The 17334-nt window shown below is 59.3% G+C and carries 15 protein-coding genes; 6 read left to right on the top strand and 9 right to left on the bottom strand.

Annotated features, from left to right (window positions below; all coding sequences use genetic code 11):
- Positions 1-175: 175 nt before the first annotated feature.
- From AC1DNW_RS33080 to AC1DNW_RS33065, 4 genes are all read right to left on the bottom strand, one after another.
- Positions 176-1387 (bottom strand): alpha/beta hydrolase, encoded by a 1212-nt coding sequence (locus tag AC1DNW_RS33080; protein ID WP_113311925.1) that lies wholly within the window; start codon positions 1385-1387, stop codon positions 176-178.
- Positions 1388-1518: 131 nt separating this feature from the next.
- Positions 1519-2622: a glycosyltransferase family 2 protein gene (locus tag AC1DNW_RS33075; RefSeq protein WP_113299910.1), complete on the bottom strand. Its 1104-nt coding sequence runs from the start codon at positions 2620-2622 to the stop codon at positions 1519-1521.
- A 69-nt stretch (positions 2623-2691) separates the two neighbouring features.
- The gene (locus AC1DNW_RS33070) at positions 2692-3603 is read right to left on the bottom strand and encodes a glycosyltransferase (protein ID WP_113311927.1); all 912 of its coding nucleotides are present in this window, start codon (positions 3601-3603) and stop codon (positions 2692-2694) included.
- Positions 3596-3781, bottom strand: coding sequence for a hypothetical protein (locus AC1DNW_RS33065; protein WP_162747205.1), 186 nt, complete (start codon positions 3779-3781; stop codon positions 3596-3598). Before AC1DNW_RS33065 ends, AC1DNW_RS33070 begins: the two co-directional genes overlap by 8 nt.
- A gap of 105 nt (positions 3782-3886) precedes the next feature.
- On the opposite strand from AC1DNW_RS33065, the gene AC1DNW_RS33060 reads away from it, so the two are divergent.
- Complete coding sequence (locus AC1DNW_RS33060) at positions 3887-4183, top strand: hypothetical protein (RefSeq protein ID WP_113299908.1); 297 nt, start codon at positions 3887-3889, stop codon at positions 4181-4183.
- Between the two features lie 29 nt (positions 4184-4212).
- On the opposite strand, the gene AC1DNW_RS33055 is transcribed toward AC1DNW_RS33060, so the two are convergent.
- From AC1DNW_RS33055 to AC1DNW_RS33035, 5 genes are all read right to left on the bottom strand, one after another.
- Positions 4213-5664, bottom strand: coding sequence for a hypothetical protein (locus AC1DNW_RS33055; RefSeq protein ID WP_477855512.1), 1452 nt, complete (start codon positions 5662-5664; stop codon positions 4213-4215).
- A gap of 232 nt (positions 5665-5896) precedes the next feature.
- Positions 5897-7264 carry a polysaccharide biosynthesis/export family protein gene (locus tag AC1DNW_RS33050; protein WP_113311928.1) on the bottom strand — a complete coding sequence of 456 codons (1368 nt, stop codon included), beginning with the start codon at positions 7262-7264 and terminating at the stop codon, positions 5897-5899.
- Positions 7265-7272: 8 nt separating this feature from the next.
- Positions 7273-8223 carry a glycosyltransferase gene (locus AC1DNW_RS33045; RefSeq protein WP_113311929.1) on the bottom strand — a complete coding sequence of 317 codons (951 nt, stop codon included), beginning with the start codon at positions 8221-8223 and terminating at the stop codon, positions 7273-7275.
- The gene (locus AC1DNW_RS33040; protein ID WP_113311930.1) at positions 8220-9971 is read right to left on the bottom strand and encodes a Wzz/FepE/Etk N-terminal domain-containing protein; all 1752 of its coding nucleotides are present in this window, start codon (positions 9969-9971) and stop codon (positions 8220-8222) included. The genes AC1DNW_RS33045 and AC1DNW_RS33040 overlap by 4 nt, the downstream gene beginning before the upstream one ends.
- An 86-nt stretch (positions 9972-10057) precedes the next feature.
- Entirely contained in the window at positions 10058-10771 is a 714-nt protein-coding gene (locus tag AC1DNW_RS33035) for a sugar transferase (protein ID WP_113299903.1), read from the bottom strand.
- 471 nt (positions 10772-11242) lie between these two features.
- Between AC1DNW_RS33035 and AC1DNW_RS33030 the strand changes: the two genes are divergently transcribed.
- The 5 genes from AC1DNW_RS33030 to AC1DNW_RS33010 all read left to right on the top strand — a co-directional run bounded on the left by AC1DNW_RS33030 (position 11243) and on the right by AC1DNW_RS33010 (position 17191).
- Positions 11243-11980: a Crp/Fnr family transcriptional regulator gene (locus AC1DNW_RS33030; protein WP_113299902.1), complete on the top strand. Its 738-nt coding sequence runs from the start codon at positions 11243-11245 to the stop codon at positions 11978-11980.
- Positions 11981-12098: 118 nt separating this feature from the next.
- Complete coding sequence (locus AC1DNW_RS33025; protein ID WP_477855511.1) at positions 12099-13490, top strand: glycosyltransferase family 4 protein; 1392 nt, start codon at positions 12099-12101, stop codon at positions 13488-13490.
- The gene (locus AC1DNW_RS33020) at positions 13487-14731 is read left to right on the top strand and encodes a glycosyltransferase (RefSeq protein ID WP_477855510.1); all 1245 of its coding nucleotides are present in this window, start codon (positions 13487-13489) and stop codon (positions 14729-14731) included. Before AC1DNW_RS33025 ends, AC1DNW_RS33020 begins: the two co-directional genes overlap by 4 nt.
- Before the next feature lie 97 nt (positions 14732-14828).
- Positions 14829-16310 carry a lipopolysaccharide biosynthesis protein gene (locus AC1DNW_RS33015; protein ID WP_113311933.1) on the top strand — a complete coding sequence of 494 codons (1482 nt, stop codon included), beginning with the start codon at positions 14829-14831 and terminating at the stop codon, positions 16308-16310.
- A 50-nt stretch (positions 16311-16360) separates the two neighbouring features.
- Positions 16361-17191 carry a glycoside hydrolase family 16 protein gene (locus AC1DNW_RS33010; RefSeq protein WP_113311934.1) on the top strand — a complete coding sequence of 277 codons (831 nt, stop codon included), beginning with the start codon at positions 16361-16363 and terminating at the stop codon, positions 17189-17191.
- Positions 17192-17334 lie beyond the last annotated feature (143 nt).

Here is a 17334-nt window from a genome sequence, read left to right as displayed (position 1 = left end):
CCCTTCGCACGGTCGTTCAACATTACGCTCTCCCTGGTGTTGAGCAGGGCAGAGCCTGCCACAACTGGATCGTCGCCATTCGACCGGGAGAGACTTCTACTTTGAGGCTATTTGCGGAAGTACGTTACCGTAAATGCCGCTGTTGCGAGATGTAACGGCTGCGTAAATCACGCCGTTACTGTGTCAGCGGTTTGGATTGCGGATCGCCGCGCAATGTATCCTCKACCTCCACCGGCTTTGCAGCGACCGGCGGACGTTGGGCGATTGCCAGCGGGGCGGCGACGGCGGTACCGGCGACCTTGCCCACTGTTTGAACTGTGCCGCCGACAACGGCGGCGACGCCTTCGCCGAGGGTGATATTGGAATCCGTCAGCGGCTGACCGGTCATCAACCGTTGGCCGATCAGCTGGACGATCTCGGGGCTTTCGGCAAACTTGCCATGGTTGAGCTTATCGCCGGTATCGACCTTTGTCAGGTCGATGGCGGTAATGCCGGCCTCTTCCAGCCTGCTGCGATAGGGCTCCTTGGATGGGTCGATTGCGCCGAGCCGTGAAACTTTGCCGGTGATGAAGCTCGATACCGCCAGAGCCCGATCATCCTGCGACACGAAGATCGTGAATTTCGGATGTGGCGTGCCCATTTCCACGAACTGCTTGGCGAAGACCTGGATGTCGATGTCGGGCGAGGCAAGAATGACGTCGCGGATCTTGGGATTCACATGTCCGTCGCGAATGCCCATCTGGCGCAGGGATTCCATTGCAAGCCAGGTTCCCATGGAATGGGCAAGGATGGTGATATCCTTGACGCTCGGATCCTGCGCGAGGATCCGCAGGGCCTGTTCGAGTGCGGTGCGCGAATAGTTCGTGCTTTCCTTGTCATATTCATAGGCTGTCAGCTGTGCACGCGAAGGCCAGGTGAAGAGGACCGGCGTGGCCTTCATGCCGCTGTCGTGGACGATCTGAGCCAGCCGGAATACGGAATCCTCGTATGTATTGTTGAAGCCATGCACGAAGACGAGCGCGTGACCGTCCACGAGATGCTGCTTGAACCAGGCGCGTCCCTCCGTCCGCGTCTCGAGCTGCTCGACCCGCGTGACAGCGAAATCGGTCGCCGGGTTCGGTGGCAGCCGTTCGGGCCATTGAACGGTGCCGGCCGCACGTTTCGGCGGAATGGAAATGGCAATGTCCGTCAGGTAGGGCTTGGGACTGCGCTCGCCATTGAAAAGCGTCGCAGCGTCGCCGGACGGCTGGCGTGTGGTGGCCACCAGCATGTCCACCTGCGATGTCTTCGGCGTGCCGGCTGTGAGAGCGACAGGGGTCATTACCCCGGTAGGATGGCCGCAGCCTGCAAGTACGCAGAGCCCTGCGAGGAGAATGCGTCTCGGCATAATCGCTTCCTGGTTTCACCAGAATGGTACCATAGGCCGCATGATCGTATGGGGAAGTAAGTTACCGTAAACGCGGATGTTAATACAGGCGTTTACGGTATGCTTACGTTTATTGGTTGTCCTCCGAAGCATCAGCGCGAAGGTGTTGCTTCGCCTGAGATGATGGCCCCTCTTTGCGCCGGAGAAGACGCTTTCTCAGGAGCGGGCGAGCTCTTCTGCTGTACCTCGGCATCGGATGCGCTGTGCCAGAGTTGCCAGCCTTCGCCCTGTATAAGGCCGTTGTCGGAGAGATCCTTCCAGTGGCGATAGGTGCCGGTGCCGGTGTAGACGAAGTTGCGGGCATCTTCGGGAGAAGAGTACATCGTGTATTCGGCAGTATGCTCCGAACGGTTGGCGGGATCGGCGACCTTGTGAAGGAAGCTCGACAGAAACTTGAAGTGCAGGAGGGCACTGGTGATGCCCACGGCACCGCGCATTTCGCCGAGATTGAGGGAGAGCGGCCAGACCTGATGCGAGGATTTGAGATAAAGGCGCTCGCCGGATACGTAGATCAACGGGATCTTGTTGAGTGCTGGGCCATCCCAGGTGCGGCCGCGGAAATAGACACGGCCGCGCACGCCGCCCTTGATCCAGATGGTGCGGCTGTTCTTGTCGAAATGCGATTCATAGCCTGAGCAGTCGAAGAGGCTGCATACGTCGAGCGGGTTGCGGCCGGGCTCGCAGATATTTTCGCTGACGGGATCGCGGCTGTACATGTCGATCATGACAGAGCGCAGCGAGCGGGCGCCGACGGATTCCATATAGGCGGTCAGCTGGCTGATCGAGCGCGTGTCGCAATGCGGATAGACGAGAAACTCATCCGCATCGACATAGAGGACCCATTTTTCCTGGCAATGGCGGTTCATGACCGCGTTGATCCAGTCATTGCCAAAGCGTGCCGCCTTGTAGGAACCGGTGGCCGAGAGCAGCGAAACATCCTCCATGCCGGACAGGCGTTCGACGGTCCCGTCGCCCGAACCGTTGTCGATGCAGATGAAGTGCTCGACGCCGAGATCGCGATAATATTGCAGGAAGAACTCCATCCGGTGTCCTTCGTCGCGGATCACGCAGACCAGGACATGGCGGGCCTGCTTCAAGCTGTCGCGCAGCCCGCCATAGCCGACTTGGCCGGCCTTCAGCGAACGGCGCAGCCGAGCCTTGGCATAGTGCGAGATGCTGGTCGTCAAAGCGCTCATTTCTGCTCCTGAACATTCGCGCCGGCCTTAAGGACCGGCTCTGCCTGCAGGGATCGGACCGACTTTTCGTCAGACGACATAGTCGCCGGCGAGCAGGGTCTGAACACGCGGATTGGGCGTCTCGTTCTGCAGGGCATGTCTCATGCGCTCGCGCATCGAGCGATACTTGTAGACCACCTTGCGGTCGAAGCTGATGCCCCGGTAGAGCGCGTCATAGGCAGGGTGCGTCCTGCGCAAATCGATGTAGACCTGGCTTTCAGTATCGCTCCACGGGAAGAACGTGCCGTGCCAGGGTTTGGGGTGCGCCATATAGTGGACGATGGCGAGCGAGGACATGTCTACCAGATGCAGGAACTGCTTGGGGAAGTTCCAGCGGTTCGATACCAGGATGAGCGAGGAGCCGCAGACATAATTCAACGCGCCCTGATCGTGCTTGCCGTCGCAAGCGTCCGGGTTCGTGGCAAAGAGCTGCAGCGCTTCCGGTCCGATCCAGCCGTCGCGGTGGAATTTCAGAACGCCGGCATTGAAGTAACTGCTGTCCTTGCCGTTCTGCAGCAGGCCGTGGATGGAGGTGTAATCGCGCGCTGCGAAGAACTTTCCAGGGGGCGCGAATGCATTTTCAAGATCGGCAAGGCTGCTGACGATCTGCGTGTCGCCATCCAGATAGATGATCTGGGTATAATTGTCAGGCAGGATCTGGGCGAGCACGAGCTTGGCCATGGTGCTGACGCTGATGCGGCCCATGAAATGCGAACCATCGAGCGCGCCGAGGGATTCGTGTAGCGCTTCCGTTGCGTCCATCAGCTTGACGCCGCTCAGCGCCAGCAGGCTCTTCAACTCCTCGAAATTGTCGAGATGCTCCGACATGAGGACACAGATATCGGTCTCAGGACTTGCAAACTTTCGAGCCTGCAGCGCTGAAAGAATAGTCGGAAAGGAATATTCGACATCCGTAACGTAGGCCACGCACTGATTACTCATGGTACAATCCTTCTCGTAGTTCTTCGCCGGGAAGTGTCTTTATTGATTCTGTTGCAAGTTTTTCTTTGTCGAGGTGCTGTCCTGTACTTGTTGCGATCAGGAAATCGCGCATCCGGCGGGGAACCAATGGCGTCTCACCGGCGTTTTGATCGCGGCGGATTGTGAGAAAATTAACCATTACTATCGCTCCACTACCAAAACGTAGGTGTTGTGGATTTGTCCCTGTAATGTGAAGATCGGCACGGGGCGCATGTGGGACGATAGAAAGGGATAAGACATCGCAATGCTGAATGGCACGATCATTGTGATACTGATTTCGCTCGCGGCCGGAGCGGCCATTCGCGCCTGGGCCTTCGCCATTTTCGCGATCGTCATAGCCCTTGGTTTCGGTATCGTGGCCCATCGAAGTGCCTCGCTGCTTGAAGCAGCACTTTATGGTCTCGGCGTTCTCGTGCTGATGCAAGTCTGCTACGTGACGGGCGTCTTCGTGGCCGGGTTCTGGCGCCGCAGTCGCAAGCCGTCCAAGGATAGTGCGATCGCCGATCCGGCKCCCGTGCCGAGCAAGCAGCGGCAAAGCTGACATCACCGGCATCTTTTCTGCCCCACACTTCATCGCGATGAAAATACCGGCGTACTCATCAGAGATGCCGGTGTCCTCTGGAGACGGGTCATGCGGTTCGGTTGCGCGTAGGGCACGGTCAAGCAACCGCTTGCAAGCCCGGCCGTAATACTGAAAAGCAGGCCGAGGTCGGTACTGCTTCCGGAAATCGTCGCCGAGGCGATCTGCGCGACCGAGGCGAAAACGGCGGCCATGCCAATCGCCCGGTTTTCACGGCTCACCAGCTTGCTGCGCGCAGCAGCCGTCAGGAGGCTGTAGAGGAAGAGCACGAAGAGAATTGTGCCGGTGATGCCGACGTTGGACAAAAGTGCGGCTGCGAAACTCGATGCGCGAACAGTGCCGAGGCCCGCCCCGAAGGTGGCCGTCTCTACGAAAGAGATGAGCGCCAGTGTGTTCCAGGCGGTGCGCTCCTCGCCGGATTGCGATTCGAGCTTGTTGGCCAGGGTGATGTTCGCCAAATCGCCGACGGCGTCCCAGACGCTTGGGATCAGGGCGACAGCCATGATCACGCAGGGCACCATGAGCAGAGTGATCAAGAGGAAGGTCGCATAGGGACGTGTCGCCTGGCCGCTCAAAAGACGCTTGAGACTGAACAGGATCGCGACGCAGATCATGAAGAGGCCGGCGACATAAGCAGTCGTCGAGGTGCAGAGGATCAGGGTCAGACCGATCGATACCGTTGCAAAGCCGGTGAAGCGGCTCGGGAAGCGCTCAAGCCAGAGGATGAGCGTGAAGCTGAAAAACACCAAAGCCGCGGCGCCATAGGCGCTTGCTTCCGGGAAGGAGCCGACGATGCGTTTGAATCCACCGATCACCTCCGCTGTGTGCATCGTATAGTTGGCGTTGCGCATGAAATCGAGCAGGTCGGGCTGGCCTATCGTGAACGTTGCAATATCGAGCAGGGCAAAACCCAGGCAGACGAGCGCCGTGACGATGAGTTGGCGGGCGATGAAGCGTCCATGCCCCAACCGGGCAAGGCCGCAGACGATGGCGAAGCAGACGAGGTCGCCGAGYAGGTAGACGGACTGCGTGAGATTCGAGGAACCCGGCGCCAGCGGCGATGCCATGATCGACATCAAGCCAGAACTGCTGCGTGCGGAGGAGTAAACCAGCGTCGCGCCGGCGAAAATGCGCGGCAGGAAAAAGGCCGATATGGCGGAAAACAAAACATAGGCCGCAAACCAKAAGCCAGGGCCGGGATAAGCCATGCTCGTCAGGGCCGCCTGTTTTTGGCGCGGACGTAATAGCACACCGATCGTGACGAAGAGCAGTAGGAGGTGGCTCGGCTGAATGCTGCTGCCGCCGAGTGCGGGGAGCTGGAAGGCTGCGGCTGCACCGAGCAGCGTGGAGATGCAGAGCGCAGTGATCGCAAAGCGGGATCCATAATAGACGAGCGCCAGGCCGAGCAGGAAGACGAGGAAGCCGATCGGTTCAATTGTCATGCTGCAACCTCCGAACCGGATCGAAGATTCTCTGCGGTTACGCCACGCAGGCCCTGGGTGCGGCACGAAAAGACGGCAAATGCAGACATGAACTCAACCCCGACGCTAACAGGCATATTCCTACCGTGGTCTCCTGGAGCATTTCCATTTTCTCCGAGTCGCGAAAATGCTCTATCTCTTTGTTTTCACACAATGCCCGACGCAAAATCGCCGTACACTTTTGCCGATTGCTCTAGTTCGATCCCGCCTGCGATACCCAGTTCGGACGGGGTGCATCGGTTCGGGCGACATTGGGAATGAGGGCGGCGGCCGGCTGCTGCGTCTGCGATGCGGCAGCCGACGTATCGGCAGCTGCCTGAACGCCGATCTCGATGATGTCATGCGGCAACAGGGCGGTGTTTTCGTCTGCGACGATATTGCTGTAGCTGCCGTCCTCGTTGCGGCGAACGATCTTGAAGTTCTTCTTCGTCGTGCCGAGGAGCGTTGATTCCGCACCCATGCGGGCGAGTTCGGCGCTGTATCCGGCCTGATCGCCGAGGAGTTGCGCCACCTGCATGTCGATGCCCGCCTTGTTGATGGCGAGGCTGAGCGTATTCAGCTCCTGCTGGTTTTCGGCGTTTCGCTTGTTGATGATGGTCGCCTTTTCGCGCTGGCTCTCGTTCAGACCCTGGCGGGATTTTGTCAGCGCGATTTCGAGGTCCAGCAGTTCGCTCTGTGTTTCAGCCAAGCCGCGGTCGACCGAATATTGGCGGGTATTGCTGGTCAGGCCCTTGCTGACGAGGTTGTTGACGTTGTTCAGTTCCTGCTGCGCGAGATCGATCTGCCGCTTCTGGGAGACGATCTTGGCTTCGAGCGACTGGATTTCCTGCGTATAAAGCCGGCTCAGATCGTCTGCTGCCTCGATCTGGCTATTGGATTCGACAGCCCGCAGGCGCATCAGGTTCAGTTCCTCCGCCTTGAGCTTGTCGATATCGGGCACACCGACTATCTCGGCAGGAATGTCGAAATCGGACTGACCGGCGATCTCGGCGCGCAGGCGCGCGGCACGCATCAGGAGATCGCGGCGATTCAGGAGGGCCGAGCGGTAGTCGCCGGCCGACTGGATGCGGTCTCGCTGAAAGTAGCTGTTGTCGTCGCGCGACCGCATGTAACCGCCTGCAATGCTGACGGCTTTGATGACGGTCATATTGGCCTCGAAGGGATAGCGCCCCGGCCGCTCGATGCTGCCGTTGACGAAGATCGGCGCATGCTGGTCAATTTCGACAGCGATGAAAGGCCTTCCGGGAAGGTCGGCCTTGTCGGCCAGTGCGTCTGAAATGGCATCCGAAAGCTGCTCGGTCGTCTGGCCGGATGCCCTGATCTGACCGGCGATCGGGATCGAGAGATTGCCTGCGTCATCGACGCTGTAGGCTCCATCGAGAGCTTCCCAGCTCGCATATTTGGAATCGGCGGAACGCCATTCAACGACCCGCAGCTTTATCCTGTCCTCGGGGACAAGCGTATAGCTGTCGGCATGGGCAGCGCTCCATCCCAGCGCGCAGGTGAAGACGGCGGCAAGGCCAACGAATGGAAGACGATCAAGGAAAGACATGGGCTGCATAGCGCCTGTTACCTCCGTTTTGCCGCGATGGATGGCGAAGACATCTCGCGATTTGAGGACTGGCTGAGTTCGAGAATGCGCATGGGAGATGCACGTCCCATCAGAAGATCGGACAAAGCCAGGAAATTGCCGTTCAGCCGGCCACGGCGGTCGACTGCGCGGTCATTGAAGAGGGCGCCGCGGGCGTTCGCCAGGATATTGCGGCCGATCTGCGCCAGCGCACGGGTCCAGGACATGGTGCCCTTGCGCATCAGATGCACGGGATTTGCCACTTGTGAATAGCCGAGCCTCTTGCCGGGCTGCCGTCCGGACTTGACGCCKAGATGGACGCCGCAGGCGCCCGAAATATGCACCGACCGTCCGTAGCGGGTGATGGACCGGCTGAAATCGACGTCTTCGAGCCAGCCGTAGAGCGGCAGGTTCTCATCGAAGGTGAGCCCGTGGTCGACGACTGGCGCCAGCCGAACCGCCATGTTGCACCCGTAGGCGTTATAGACTTCGGTCACCTGCTCGCCTCTTTCGCCTGCAGTCTTGATGACATGTATGGCTTCAGACTGGGTCAGCCCCTTGCCGAGAATGCCGTCGGCAAGCACGTCGCCGGTCGCGATGACCACATCCGGATTGTCGGCGAAGACGGTTGCCATGCGCGGAATGAAGCCTGGCGCGGGAATGAAGTCGTCGTCGAGGAAGATCAGCACGTCCATGTCCGCGCTTGCGGCCTCGATGATCCGGTTGCGCTGGCAGGTCAGGCCGCGGCCCCCGATCATCAATTCCACGCCCTTTCGGTTGGCGAGCCCGGCGGCGTCATCCAGGTTGGGGACACAGACGATGATGCGCTCCGGATGAGGCTTGAGGCTATCGATATAGGTTACCGTCTCCAGAAGCGTTGCCGGCCGGCCCGCCGAGGCAATGCCGACGGCGATCTTCAGCTTCGATGCCTGTGAAATCGCAACCATCATATCCGAGCACTCGATGGTGTGTTGTTGACGATCGCGCCGAGGATTTCTGCGCCGACATTGCGCATGCTGTCGACGACGCGAACGGTCTCGTCAATCGACGTGCGACCGTAAGAGGTTACGACGAGGACGCCGTCCAGTTCCGGAGCGATCGCATTGGCGTCCGGCGACGAGGTGAAGGCGGAGATATCGACGAAAACGGCGTCGTATTCCTTCTTCAGGTCATTGAAGTTGAGCTGGGTGCGACGCGAGCTCAGGCGGATGGCGGGGGTCACTGCGCGGACTTTRCCGAGCGGCAGGAACTTCAGCGTCGGCGTCAGCGACAGGGTGGCGGTGCGGATCGCCTCGATATTGTCAAGCACGTCGATCAGGCCCGCTGAGCTGTTCGGCGCAATGGACTTGCTCAGGGAAGATTTTGTCGCCGCAGCATCGATCAACAGGGTGCGCGAGCCTGATATTGCCGAGAGAACGGCRAGCTCACAGGCGATGGTGGATGCGCCGCCGCCAGGGTTGACGGCTACGATACCGATCACCACGCGCCGTCTGCGGCGGAAGCCGGTGACAGTCGCCCCAAGTTCGGCCATTCCGGGGATCAGCGGATAGGCGACGGTGCCATTATCGGTGGCAGCAGGTAGCGTCGCAGCGCGACCGGTCCTCTTTGCACGTCCCAGCGGCGTGACGAAAGACAGGCCAGCCGCCTGCGAGAGCTGCTGCGTGCGCATGATGCGCCGGTCGCTGACATGGCGGATCATGGCAAGGCCGAGGCCGGAACCGGCGCCGACCACCAGCGCGAAGGCGAGGATCAGCGAATTGTTCGGCTGTGCCTTGGCGAGCGGTGAGGTGGCCCGCGAAACGATGGTGGCGTCTGAAACCGGATAGGAGATGCGCTGCTTGGCCTCGGTGTATTGCGTGAGGGTGTTTTCAAAGAGCGTGCGGCGGGCATCGGTCGCGCTCTGCAACTCTGCAAGCTTGAACTGGTCACGCGGATTTGCCTTGAAGGTGGCAAGGGCGCTGGCGGCTTCGGCAAGGCCGCGCTGCTGCTCATCGACGAACTGCTCCAGCCATTCGCTGTACTGCTGGGCAGCAGCTGCCTTCATCTGGACGTTCTTGCTGATGTACTGCTGGGCGACTGCGTCGGCGATCTCGACCGCTTTCTGCGGGTTGGGAGCGGATGCGGAGATCTCGAGGATCGTCGACTGGCCAATGCGGCGCATTGCGACAATATTGCGCAGCCGCGCGATCGCACGGTCGGTCCGCCGTGCTTCTTGGCTTGCAGCAACGGACTGGGCACCGCCCGAGGCTGCATCGCCCGGTGCAGGCTCGGACTGGGTGGTGCCGGCGAGGTTGCCCGTCAGCCAGTCCTTGACCTTGTCCTGCAGGGAAATGGTCTGATTGGAGAAGACCGGATCGTTGGCGAGGTTGAGCGCACTGGTGGCGCCGCCAAGAACGTCGCTGGACTTCGCTATTTCAAGCTGCGCATCGATGAAGGCATCTTCGGCGAAGGCTCTTTGAGCGTCCGAGCCGTTTACCTGTGGAAAGACCATGAGCTGGGTACTGGCCACGTAGGTCGGCTTGGCAATGAAGAGGTAGCCGGCGGCCAGTGCCAGGAAGACCAGTGTGGTAAACACGATCCACGGCCAACGCATCCTGACGAAAAAGGACATGTCCCGCAGCGTCAGCGACGAATTGCCGCTGGCGGTGGCCGGCAAAGATATCGGGGAGACGCTGCTGAAGACGTGATTTGAGTTCATAGTGTCCTGATCCAAGGGCGAGAGGGTCTTCTTTGTTGAGATCCAGCAGGTGCGTTTGGCCCAGGCGGGCCATACGCCGTTTTGGACTAGTAGCAGCCGCGCTGCGAAAACAGGGCGGGAACGGTCTTGGCGATGATGATGAAATCGCGCGTCAGCGACCAGTCGCGGACATATTGGACATCGAGCGCGACACGATACTCGTAGCTGACATCGTTTCGGCCGCTGGTCTGCCACTGTCCGGTCAGGCCTGGTCTTGCGGCCATGTAGCTCGTGACATGCTCGCCGTAGCGGGCGAGTTCTTCAGCCGTCACCGGCCGCGGGCCTACAACGCTCATTTCGCCACGCAGGATATTGATGAGTTGCGGAAGCTCATCGATGCTGGACTTCCTCAGAATTTCGCCGACAGCGGTGATGCGCGGATCGTTCTTCAGCTTCCGCGTCGTTTCCCACTCGGCCCGCGCAGCCGGACTGGCGCGCAGCAAGTCGGCGAGCTGGGCGGCGGCATCGGTCTTCATAGTGCGGAACTTCAGACAGCCGAAGGCCGCCCCCCCATATCCAATGCGCGTATGCGAATAGAAGACCGGCCCCCGGCCGCTCAACTTTACGATGAGTGCTACGATCAGCATCAGAGGCGAAAGCAGGACAAGAGCGGTGCCTGCCATCACGATATCAACCGCCCGCTTGGATGCTCTGCCGACCACATGAGGCCGCGTTACTATGCGGCGATCGTTATTCGGCCCGGACTGCTCAACGTTCGGCCAGGGTTCACGAACTTCAATACTCTGTGCTTCCCAAGTCATCGACCGACTCCAAAAGTTTCCGGTTAGAACCTAATGAAGTCTGGTGCAGCGCAATGTGCTTGTCTGTGACCGCGGTCATAATGATTAGCAAATTCTTTATGCTAATACTACGATGCTATGGAGTTCTCTACGAATTCGGCGGCAGGGGATTTCTACATCCTAATTTTATTCGAGAATTTAACTTATATGACGTTCCACGCGCACGGCTTGAATAGATAAAGCCGGGCGTTGTAACTATTTTTTAGACAATTTTAATTTGGATCGCCCCAAAAATGGGCAATTCGGCTTAATACGCCCCCCGAATTCGACGGATGCTAGAAAAATATAATCTCTATAACTGCTGGTGTTGTCACTATTATTTGAGATGCTCTTGTCATATTCGATTGTTATTTGACTCTCAAGTTAGGACAATATAAATGATGCAGTGCAGCATCAGCTTACGACCAATCTGTTTGTTGGGGAGTTATGCGCATGGACGGAGCTACACAAACGCGAGACTATCGGGTCGCTATGGGCAAAGCGGCTATTAGCGTTGTTCCGGATACATCTTTGAACAACCGCATCTCAAGTGACGACGACTTCCCGTTCTGCCGCGCGACTATACGCAACTTCCGTCGCGGCGAACTTATTGCAGGTGCTGGAGTCTTCGTGGATATGTTCGCCCGCGTGCAGCGCGGACTTGTTAGCGCCAGCACGATGTTGCCGGACGGCAGGGAGTTCATCGTCGAGATCATTCCGAGGGGCGGTTTGATCGGCGAGCTTGAAGTATTGCGCAAGCAAATTCTGAATCTGGAGTATAGAGCCAGTTCGGATTGCGAGCTATACTTCTTCGAAGGCCGTCTGCTGCGGGAAAGGTACGCAACCGATCCGCAGTTTCAGGAGAAGGTCTTTTCGAGAACGCTTGCGCGTGTTTCAGAGCTGGAGCGCCGCATCATTTCGAATGCCGGATCGAGCCTGCAGTCGCGGCTGGCAGCAATGCTTCTGCGGTTATCTTCAGTTTACGGAAAGGACACGCCGGCCAACCGGGACGTGCTGGTCATCTCCCAGAACGATCTGGCGGCGACGCTTCCGGCTTCCCGTGAAAAAGTCAACCAGTGCTTGCGGCGCCTGCGCGAATGCAAGGTGATCGACGGAGCCCAGGGCAAGATCCGTATCCTCAACCGCAAGGCACTGGAAGCCTATGCCGACGGTGCAGCGTCGGCAAAATAACGCCTTCGTCACGATCCGGCTGCCATCCGCAGCCKGTCCGTGACCACTTCACCCCTCATGGACGGCGTAGGGGCCTAGCCGTCAAAGCATCCATTGTGTCTGTCGTCGGAGAGCTTCTATGAACGACATCGGCCAACTGCGTCCTGATGAGAGTGGGTCCCCCGTTTCGACGTTACGGTGGCCGGCTTCAGGTCGCTATGCAAAATTATGGAGGGACGGCATCGCTGCGTRCCCGGCGCTCGACCGTGTGGTCATCATCGATGACTATTCGACGGCGAGGGGTGGGGCGACCGCCCTTGCGGTACTGTCGGCAAAGCTCTTCTGCGGACTCGGCATTGCCGTGACCTATATCTGCGGCGACGATGGAGCGAACCAGGAGCTCGCATCCCTCGGCGTTTCAATCGTCAAGCTGAATAGCCGTGACCTCCTGAGTTCCAGCCGTGCCAAGGCTTTCGCGACCGGCATTCACAATCCCGCAGCCGGCAGCATGATTTCCGCCTGGGTGCGCGCCAACGATACGCCCAGGACAGCCTATCATGTCCATGGCTGGCATCAGATACTGTCGCCGGCTGTCTTCGACGCGCTCACACCTGTTGCCGATCGATGCGTCGTTCACGCACATGATTTCTTCAACGGTTGTCCCAATGGGGCCTTTTTCGATTATCAGGCGCAGGAGATCTGCAAGCGGCGTCCGCTCGGGACAGGCTGCATTTCCACCTCCTGCGACAAGCGCAGCTATGCGCAAAAGCTGTGGCGGACGGTTCGCGGCGCCAATCTCTTCCGTGCGCTGAGGAGCCGTCCAGCCTTCGGCAGGATCATCCTGCTCCATGAAAAAATGGCCGAGTTCCTGGTGCAATCCGGCTATCGGCCGGAACGGCTCGTCACCATCCGCAATCCGGTTGCACCACTGACGGCCGAGCGTATCACGGCCGAGGACAATGACGAGTTCGTCTTCATCGGCCGGTTGGACGAGGAAAAAGGCATCGAAGACGCGCTTGCCGCTGTGCGCAGGGCCGGAGCAAGGCTTTGCGTCGTTGGCGACGGGCCGCTGATGCCGAAGGTCATGGCGGCCGGTGATCATGTCAGGGCCATGGGCTGGCAGTCGCATGCGGAGATCGGCCGGATCATCCGCACTGCAAGTGCGCTTGTCATGCCGTCCCGCTATCCGGAGCCGTTCGGCCTTGTGGCGATCGAGGCGGCGCGCAGCGGCCTTCCTGTGATCATGACCAAGGGCGCCTTTCTTGCCGAGGAAATGGAGAGGGCCGGAATGGCGATCTCCTGCAACACGATGGACGAGGAAGGTTTCGCCGCAACGCTGACGGCCTTCCGCAGCCTGCCGAAAGAGGATGTCCGCCTCATGAGCGAACGTGCCTTCCGGCTGTCGCCCAATCTGGCAACGACACATGAAGAATGGCGCGATGCCCTTCTCGCACAATACCGCAGTCTGATTCCGACACATGTGGTGCCCGCGCCGAGGGGCGGGGCGATCGTACAAGGAGCGTTCAGGTGACCGTAAAAGCAGCAAGCTCTCTGCCCGAAGCAATGGCATTTCGTGGCGATGCGCCCGTCGTGGCAAGAAGCCGAGCCGTCGAAGCAGGCAGTAGGGCCGATGCGAAGCCCCTTCGTGTCGCTATCGTCCACTACTGGCTGGTATCGATGCGCGGTGGCGAAAAGGTGGTGGAAGAACTCTGCCGCATGTTCCCGCAGGCAGACATCTTCACGCTGGTGTATAATCCCGATCGCACCAGCGACTTCCTGAACAGCCGCAACATCCGTACGTCCTTCCTGCAGAAGATTCCGCGTTCGACGCGCCATTACACGAAGATGCTGCCGCTCATGCCCTTCGCGCTGGAGCACTTCGATCTTCAGGACTATGACCTTGTCATTTCAAGCGAATCCGGTCCCGCCAAGGGTATCATCACACGGGCGGATGCACTTCACATCTGCTACTGCCATTCGCCGATGCGCTACATCTGGGATCAGTTTCACCTCTATCGGCGCGGTGTTTCCTGGATCGGCAAGGCAATGATGTCACTCACGGCACCGATGCTGCGTGCCTGGGACGTGACGACCGCCTCACGCGTCGACACGTTCGTAGCGAATTCCAGCTATGTCGCGGGCCGTATCCGCCGCTTCTATGACCGCGACGCCGTCGTTATCTATCCGCCGGTTGCGACCGACGATTTCACCATCGGGCAAGGCAAGGGCGAATTCTATCTCTATGCGGGCCAACTCACCGCCTATAAGCRGCCGGATATTGCCGTGAAGGCCTGCACCGAAATGGGCCGCAATCTCGTCGTGATCGGTGAGGGCGAGCAGGAAGCCTATCTGAGATCAATCGCCGGACCGACGGTGCAGTTCCTCGGTCATCAATCCTTCCCGGTTCTGCGCGATCACCTGTCGCGCTGCCGCGCGCTGCTGTTTCCCGGCATCGAGGACTTTGGCATTCTCCCGGTGGAAGCGATGGCGTCCGGCCGGCCGGTTCTGGCTTTCGATGCGGGTGGCGCGCGCGAGACCGTCTGCGCACCGCATGTCGGCTTCCGCTTTGCCGAGCAGAGTACGGAAGCGCTGATGGAAACGATCACTGCCTTCGAAGCGGTCGAGGACACGCTTGATCCGGTGGCGATCCATAACCACTCCTTGAAATTCTCCGCATCAGTTTTCCGCGACCGCCTCGGTTCACTCATCGACGAGCAACTCGCCAAGCATGGCCATCAGGCAGCAAATCCCAACAGGAAGAAAGCAAGCTGACACGCCCAACCGGCCGAAAGGTMGGCAAAACCCCGGAGCGGCGGGCACCCCGGCGCTCCCCAGAAGAGGTTCGTTGTACATGGCCAAGGAATAGATCGTGTCAAGCGTATCGCATAGAACGGCGACAGCAAGTATCTGGACAATCAGCGGAAAATTCCTGGCACGGCTTCTCGATTTCGTGAGCCTGCTCGTCCTCGCGAGACTTCTGAGCCCGGCCGATTTCGGGATCGTCGCGATTGCCACCTCGATTCTCGTCATCGTCGAGGCGATCCTCGACCTGCCACTCACCCAGGCGCTGGTGCGCGTTGCATCGCCATCCGAGCGGATGTTCGCCACTGCCTTTACGCTGAGCCTCATCAGAGGGACGTCGATCAGCCTGCTGATGATCATCATCGCCTGGCCGATGGCTCTCATCTACGACGATCCGCGGCTTTTTTCGCTCGTGGCCGTGGTTTCGATCGCGCCCGCGATGAGGGGCGTGATCAGCCCGCGCATGGTGGTTTTCATGCAGCGTTTCGACTTCCGCCGCGAATTCGCGCTCGATCTCATTGCCAAGGGATCAACCTTGATCTTCGGTGTCGGCGTTGCGCTTGCGACAGACAGTTACTGGGGGCTGGCGATCGGTGCTGTCGCCGGGCCGACGGCAGCGACCATCGTCTCCTATATCTTTGCGCCGATGCGGTTGAAACTCAGCCTCTCGGAATGGAAGCATTTCCAGGACATGATCGGCTGGAATACGGTTTCTCAGGTCCTCAACTCGCTCAACTGGCAGATGGACCGGCTGCTGCTGCCGCGCTTCACAAGCCTTTCCACTTATGGCGCCTTCAGCGTCGCGGATAATCTCGCCGGCATTCCCTATCAGACATTCGTCGGTCCGCTGATGCGCCCGCTGATGGCCGCCTTTTCCAATGTCAGCGACCGGGACAAGCAGATCACAGCCTATCTGAAGGCGACCAATGCGATCATGGTCGTGGCGGCACCCATCCTGCTCGTCATCATTTTCCTGGCCGAACCGATCCTGCGCATCGTCGTCGGCGAGAAGTGGGCCTTTGCGGCGTCGATCCTGCAGTGGCTCTGCATCGCCAGCCTGATCGGCCTGCCGACGACCATTATGCCGCCGCTCGTCATGGTTCTCGACAAGACCCGCTACGTGGCGCTCCGGATGTTCGCTGAATTTGCAGTGAGGGCGCCAGTTACCGTGCTCGGCGTCGTCATGTTCGGGCTTGACGGTGCGTTGGCGGCGCGCGTCATCGCTGCCGTTGTTGCCTATATCGTCTGCCTTGCCATCACATGGAAGCTGATCGGCGTCTCGATCGGCGCGCAGCTTTATGCATTCATCCGGCCGCTCGCGGCCAGCCTGCCGATGATCGGTTTCCTGCTCTTGGTCCAGCCCGTTCTGATTGCCATGCCGCTCGGCATCGAACTCGTTGTCGGCGTCGGCCTCTGCAGTAGTGCCGCGCTTGCAATCTTCTGGGTTTCCTCCCTGCTCCTGTGGCAGGTCGTCGGGCGGCCCGACGGGCTGGAAGCCATCGTCGTCAGGAAGATCATGCCCCGGCGAAACGGAGCCGTCGTTTCATGATCGGCTTTCAAAAACCCAATAACAGATCTGGAATCTCCGGGAGGGAGAAAATGCGCTATACGAAATTCGCCGGAAGATTTGCGCTTCTTATGATCATCGGCCTTTTCGGCCCGCCAGGCCCCCGTGTGAGCCAGGCGGAAGAGCCGCTAAACCTCGACGATTTCCAGATGACCTTTGCCGAAGACTTCAACACGCTCGACGTTTCGGCCTGGGGCGAGAACGGATCACGCTGGATTGCGCATACGCCATGGAACGGCGATTTCGGCGATGCCCGTTTTACCGACCCCATGGACGGTTTCCCCTTCAGCGTCGATAACGGCATCTTGCGGATCGAGGCGCGGAAGGATGCGGATGGTAAGTGGCGCTCCGGTCTGCTCGCCTCCACCAATCCGAAGGGCGAAGGCTTCTCCCAGAAGTTCGGCTATTTTGAAGCGCGCATGAAGCTACCGCCCGGCAAGGGCGTCTGGCCGGCTTTCTGGCTCATCGGCCTCGACCGGTCCAAATTCACCTCGGAAGTCGACGTGATCGAATACTATGGCCGTGCGCCCGGCGAGTTCAGCATGGGCTATCATGTCTGGCGGCCGAGCAACCAGCACACGACGGACGGCCATCTCACGAATGTGCCCGAAGGCTCGCTCAGCAGCGACTACCATACTTTTGGCGTCGATATCGGCCCACAGAGATCGACCTTTTATCTGGATCGCAACCCTCTCTGGAGCTTCGATACGCCGCCGGAGTTCGAGATGCCCTTCTATCCGCTGGTCAATCTCGCGCTCGGGTCAGGCTGGCCGATCGATGAAACGCCGAACCCGTCCTATCTGCTGGTCGATTATATCCATGTCTATCAGCGCAAGAGCCTCGTTTCCGCGAATAAGGACTAGGGTTAAAACCCAATCAAACTATTGATTAAATTATCTCTGTATGATTCACTTCGGTAATAATGGGAGTTTGAATCATGGCAGGAGAATTCTGGCTTGATGACCGACAGTGGGCGGTGATCGCTCCTCTGCTTCCGACGAACCAA

It is taken from the genome of Rhizobium sp. 05L429 (assembly GCF_056397645.1).
Note: the sequence above shows the minus strand (reverse complement) of the source record. Positions and strands in the feature narration are given on the sequence as shown.

What these genes read in the sequence shown, in the direction of transcription:
- AC1DNW_RS33030 (WP_113299902.1), top strand. Translation starts at nt 11,243, where the DNA reads ATGGACGGAGCTACACAAACGCGAGACTATCGGGTCGCTATGGGCAAA.
- AC1DNW_RS33065 (WP_162747205.1), bottom strand. Translation starts at nt 3,781, where the DNA reads ATGGTTAATTTTCTCACAATCCGCCGCGATCAAAACGCCGGTGAGACG.
- AC1DNW_RS33070 (WP_113311927.1), bottom strand. Translation starts at nt 3,603, where the DNA reads ATGAGTAATCAGTGCGTGGCCTACGTTACGGATGTCGAATATTCCTTT.
- AC1DNW_RS33010 (WP_113311934.1), top strand. Translation starts at nt 16,361, where the DNA reads ATGCGCTATACGAAATTCGCCGGAAGATTTGCGCTTCTTATGATCATC.
- AC1DNW_RS33035 (WP_113299903.1), bottom strand. Translation starts at nt 10,771, where the DNA reads ATGACTTGGGAAGCACAGAGTATTGAAGTTCGTGAACCCTGGCCGAAC.
- AC1DNW_RS33075 (WP_113299910.1), bottom strand. Translation starts at nt 2,622, where the DNA reads ATGAGCGCTTTGACGACCAGCATCTCGCACTATGCCAAGGCTCGGCTG.
- AC1DNW_RS33050 (WP_113311928.1), bottom strand. Translation starts at nt 7,264, where the DNA reads ATGCAGCCCATGTCTTTCCTTGATCGTCTTCCATTCGTTGGCCTTGCC.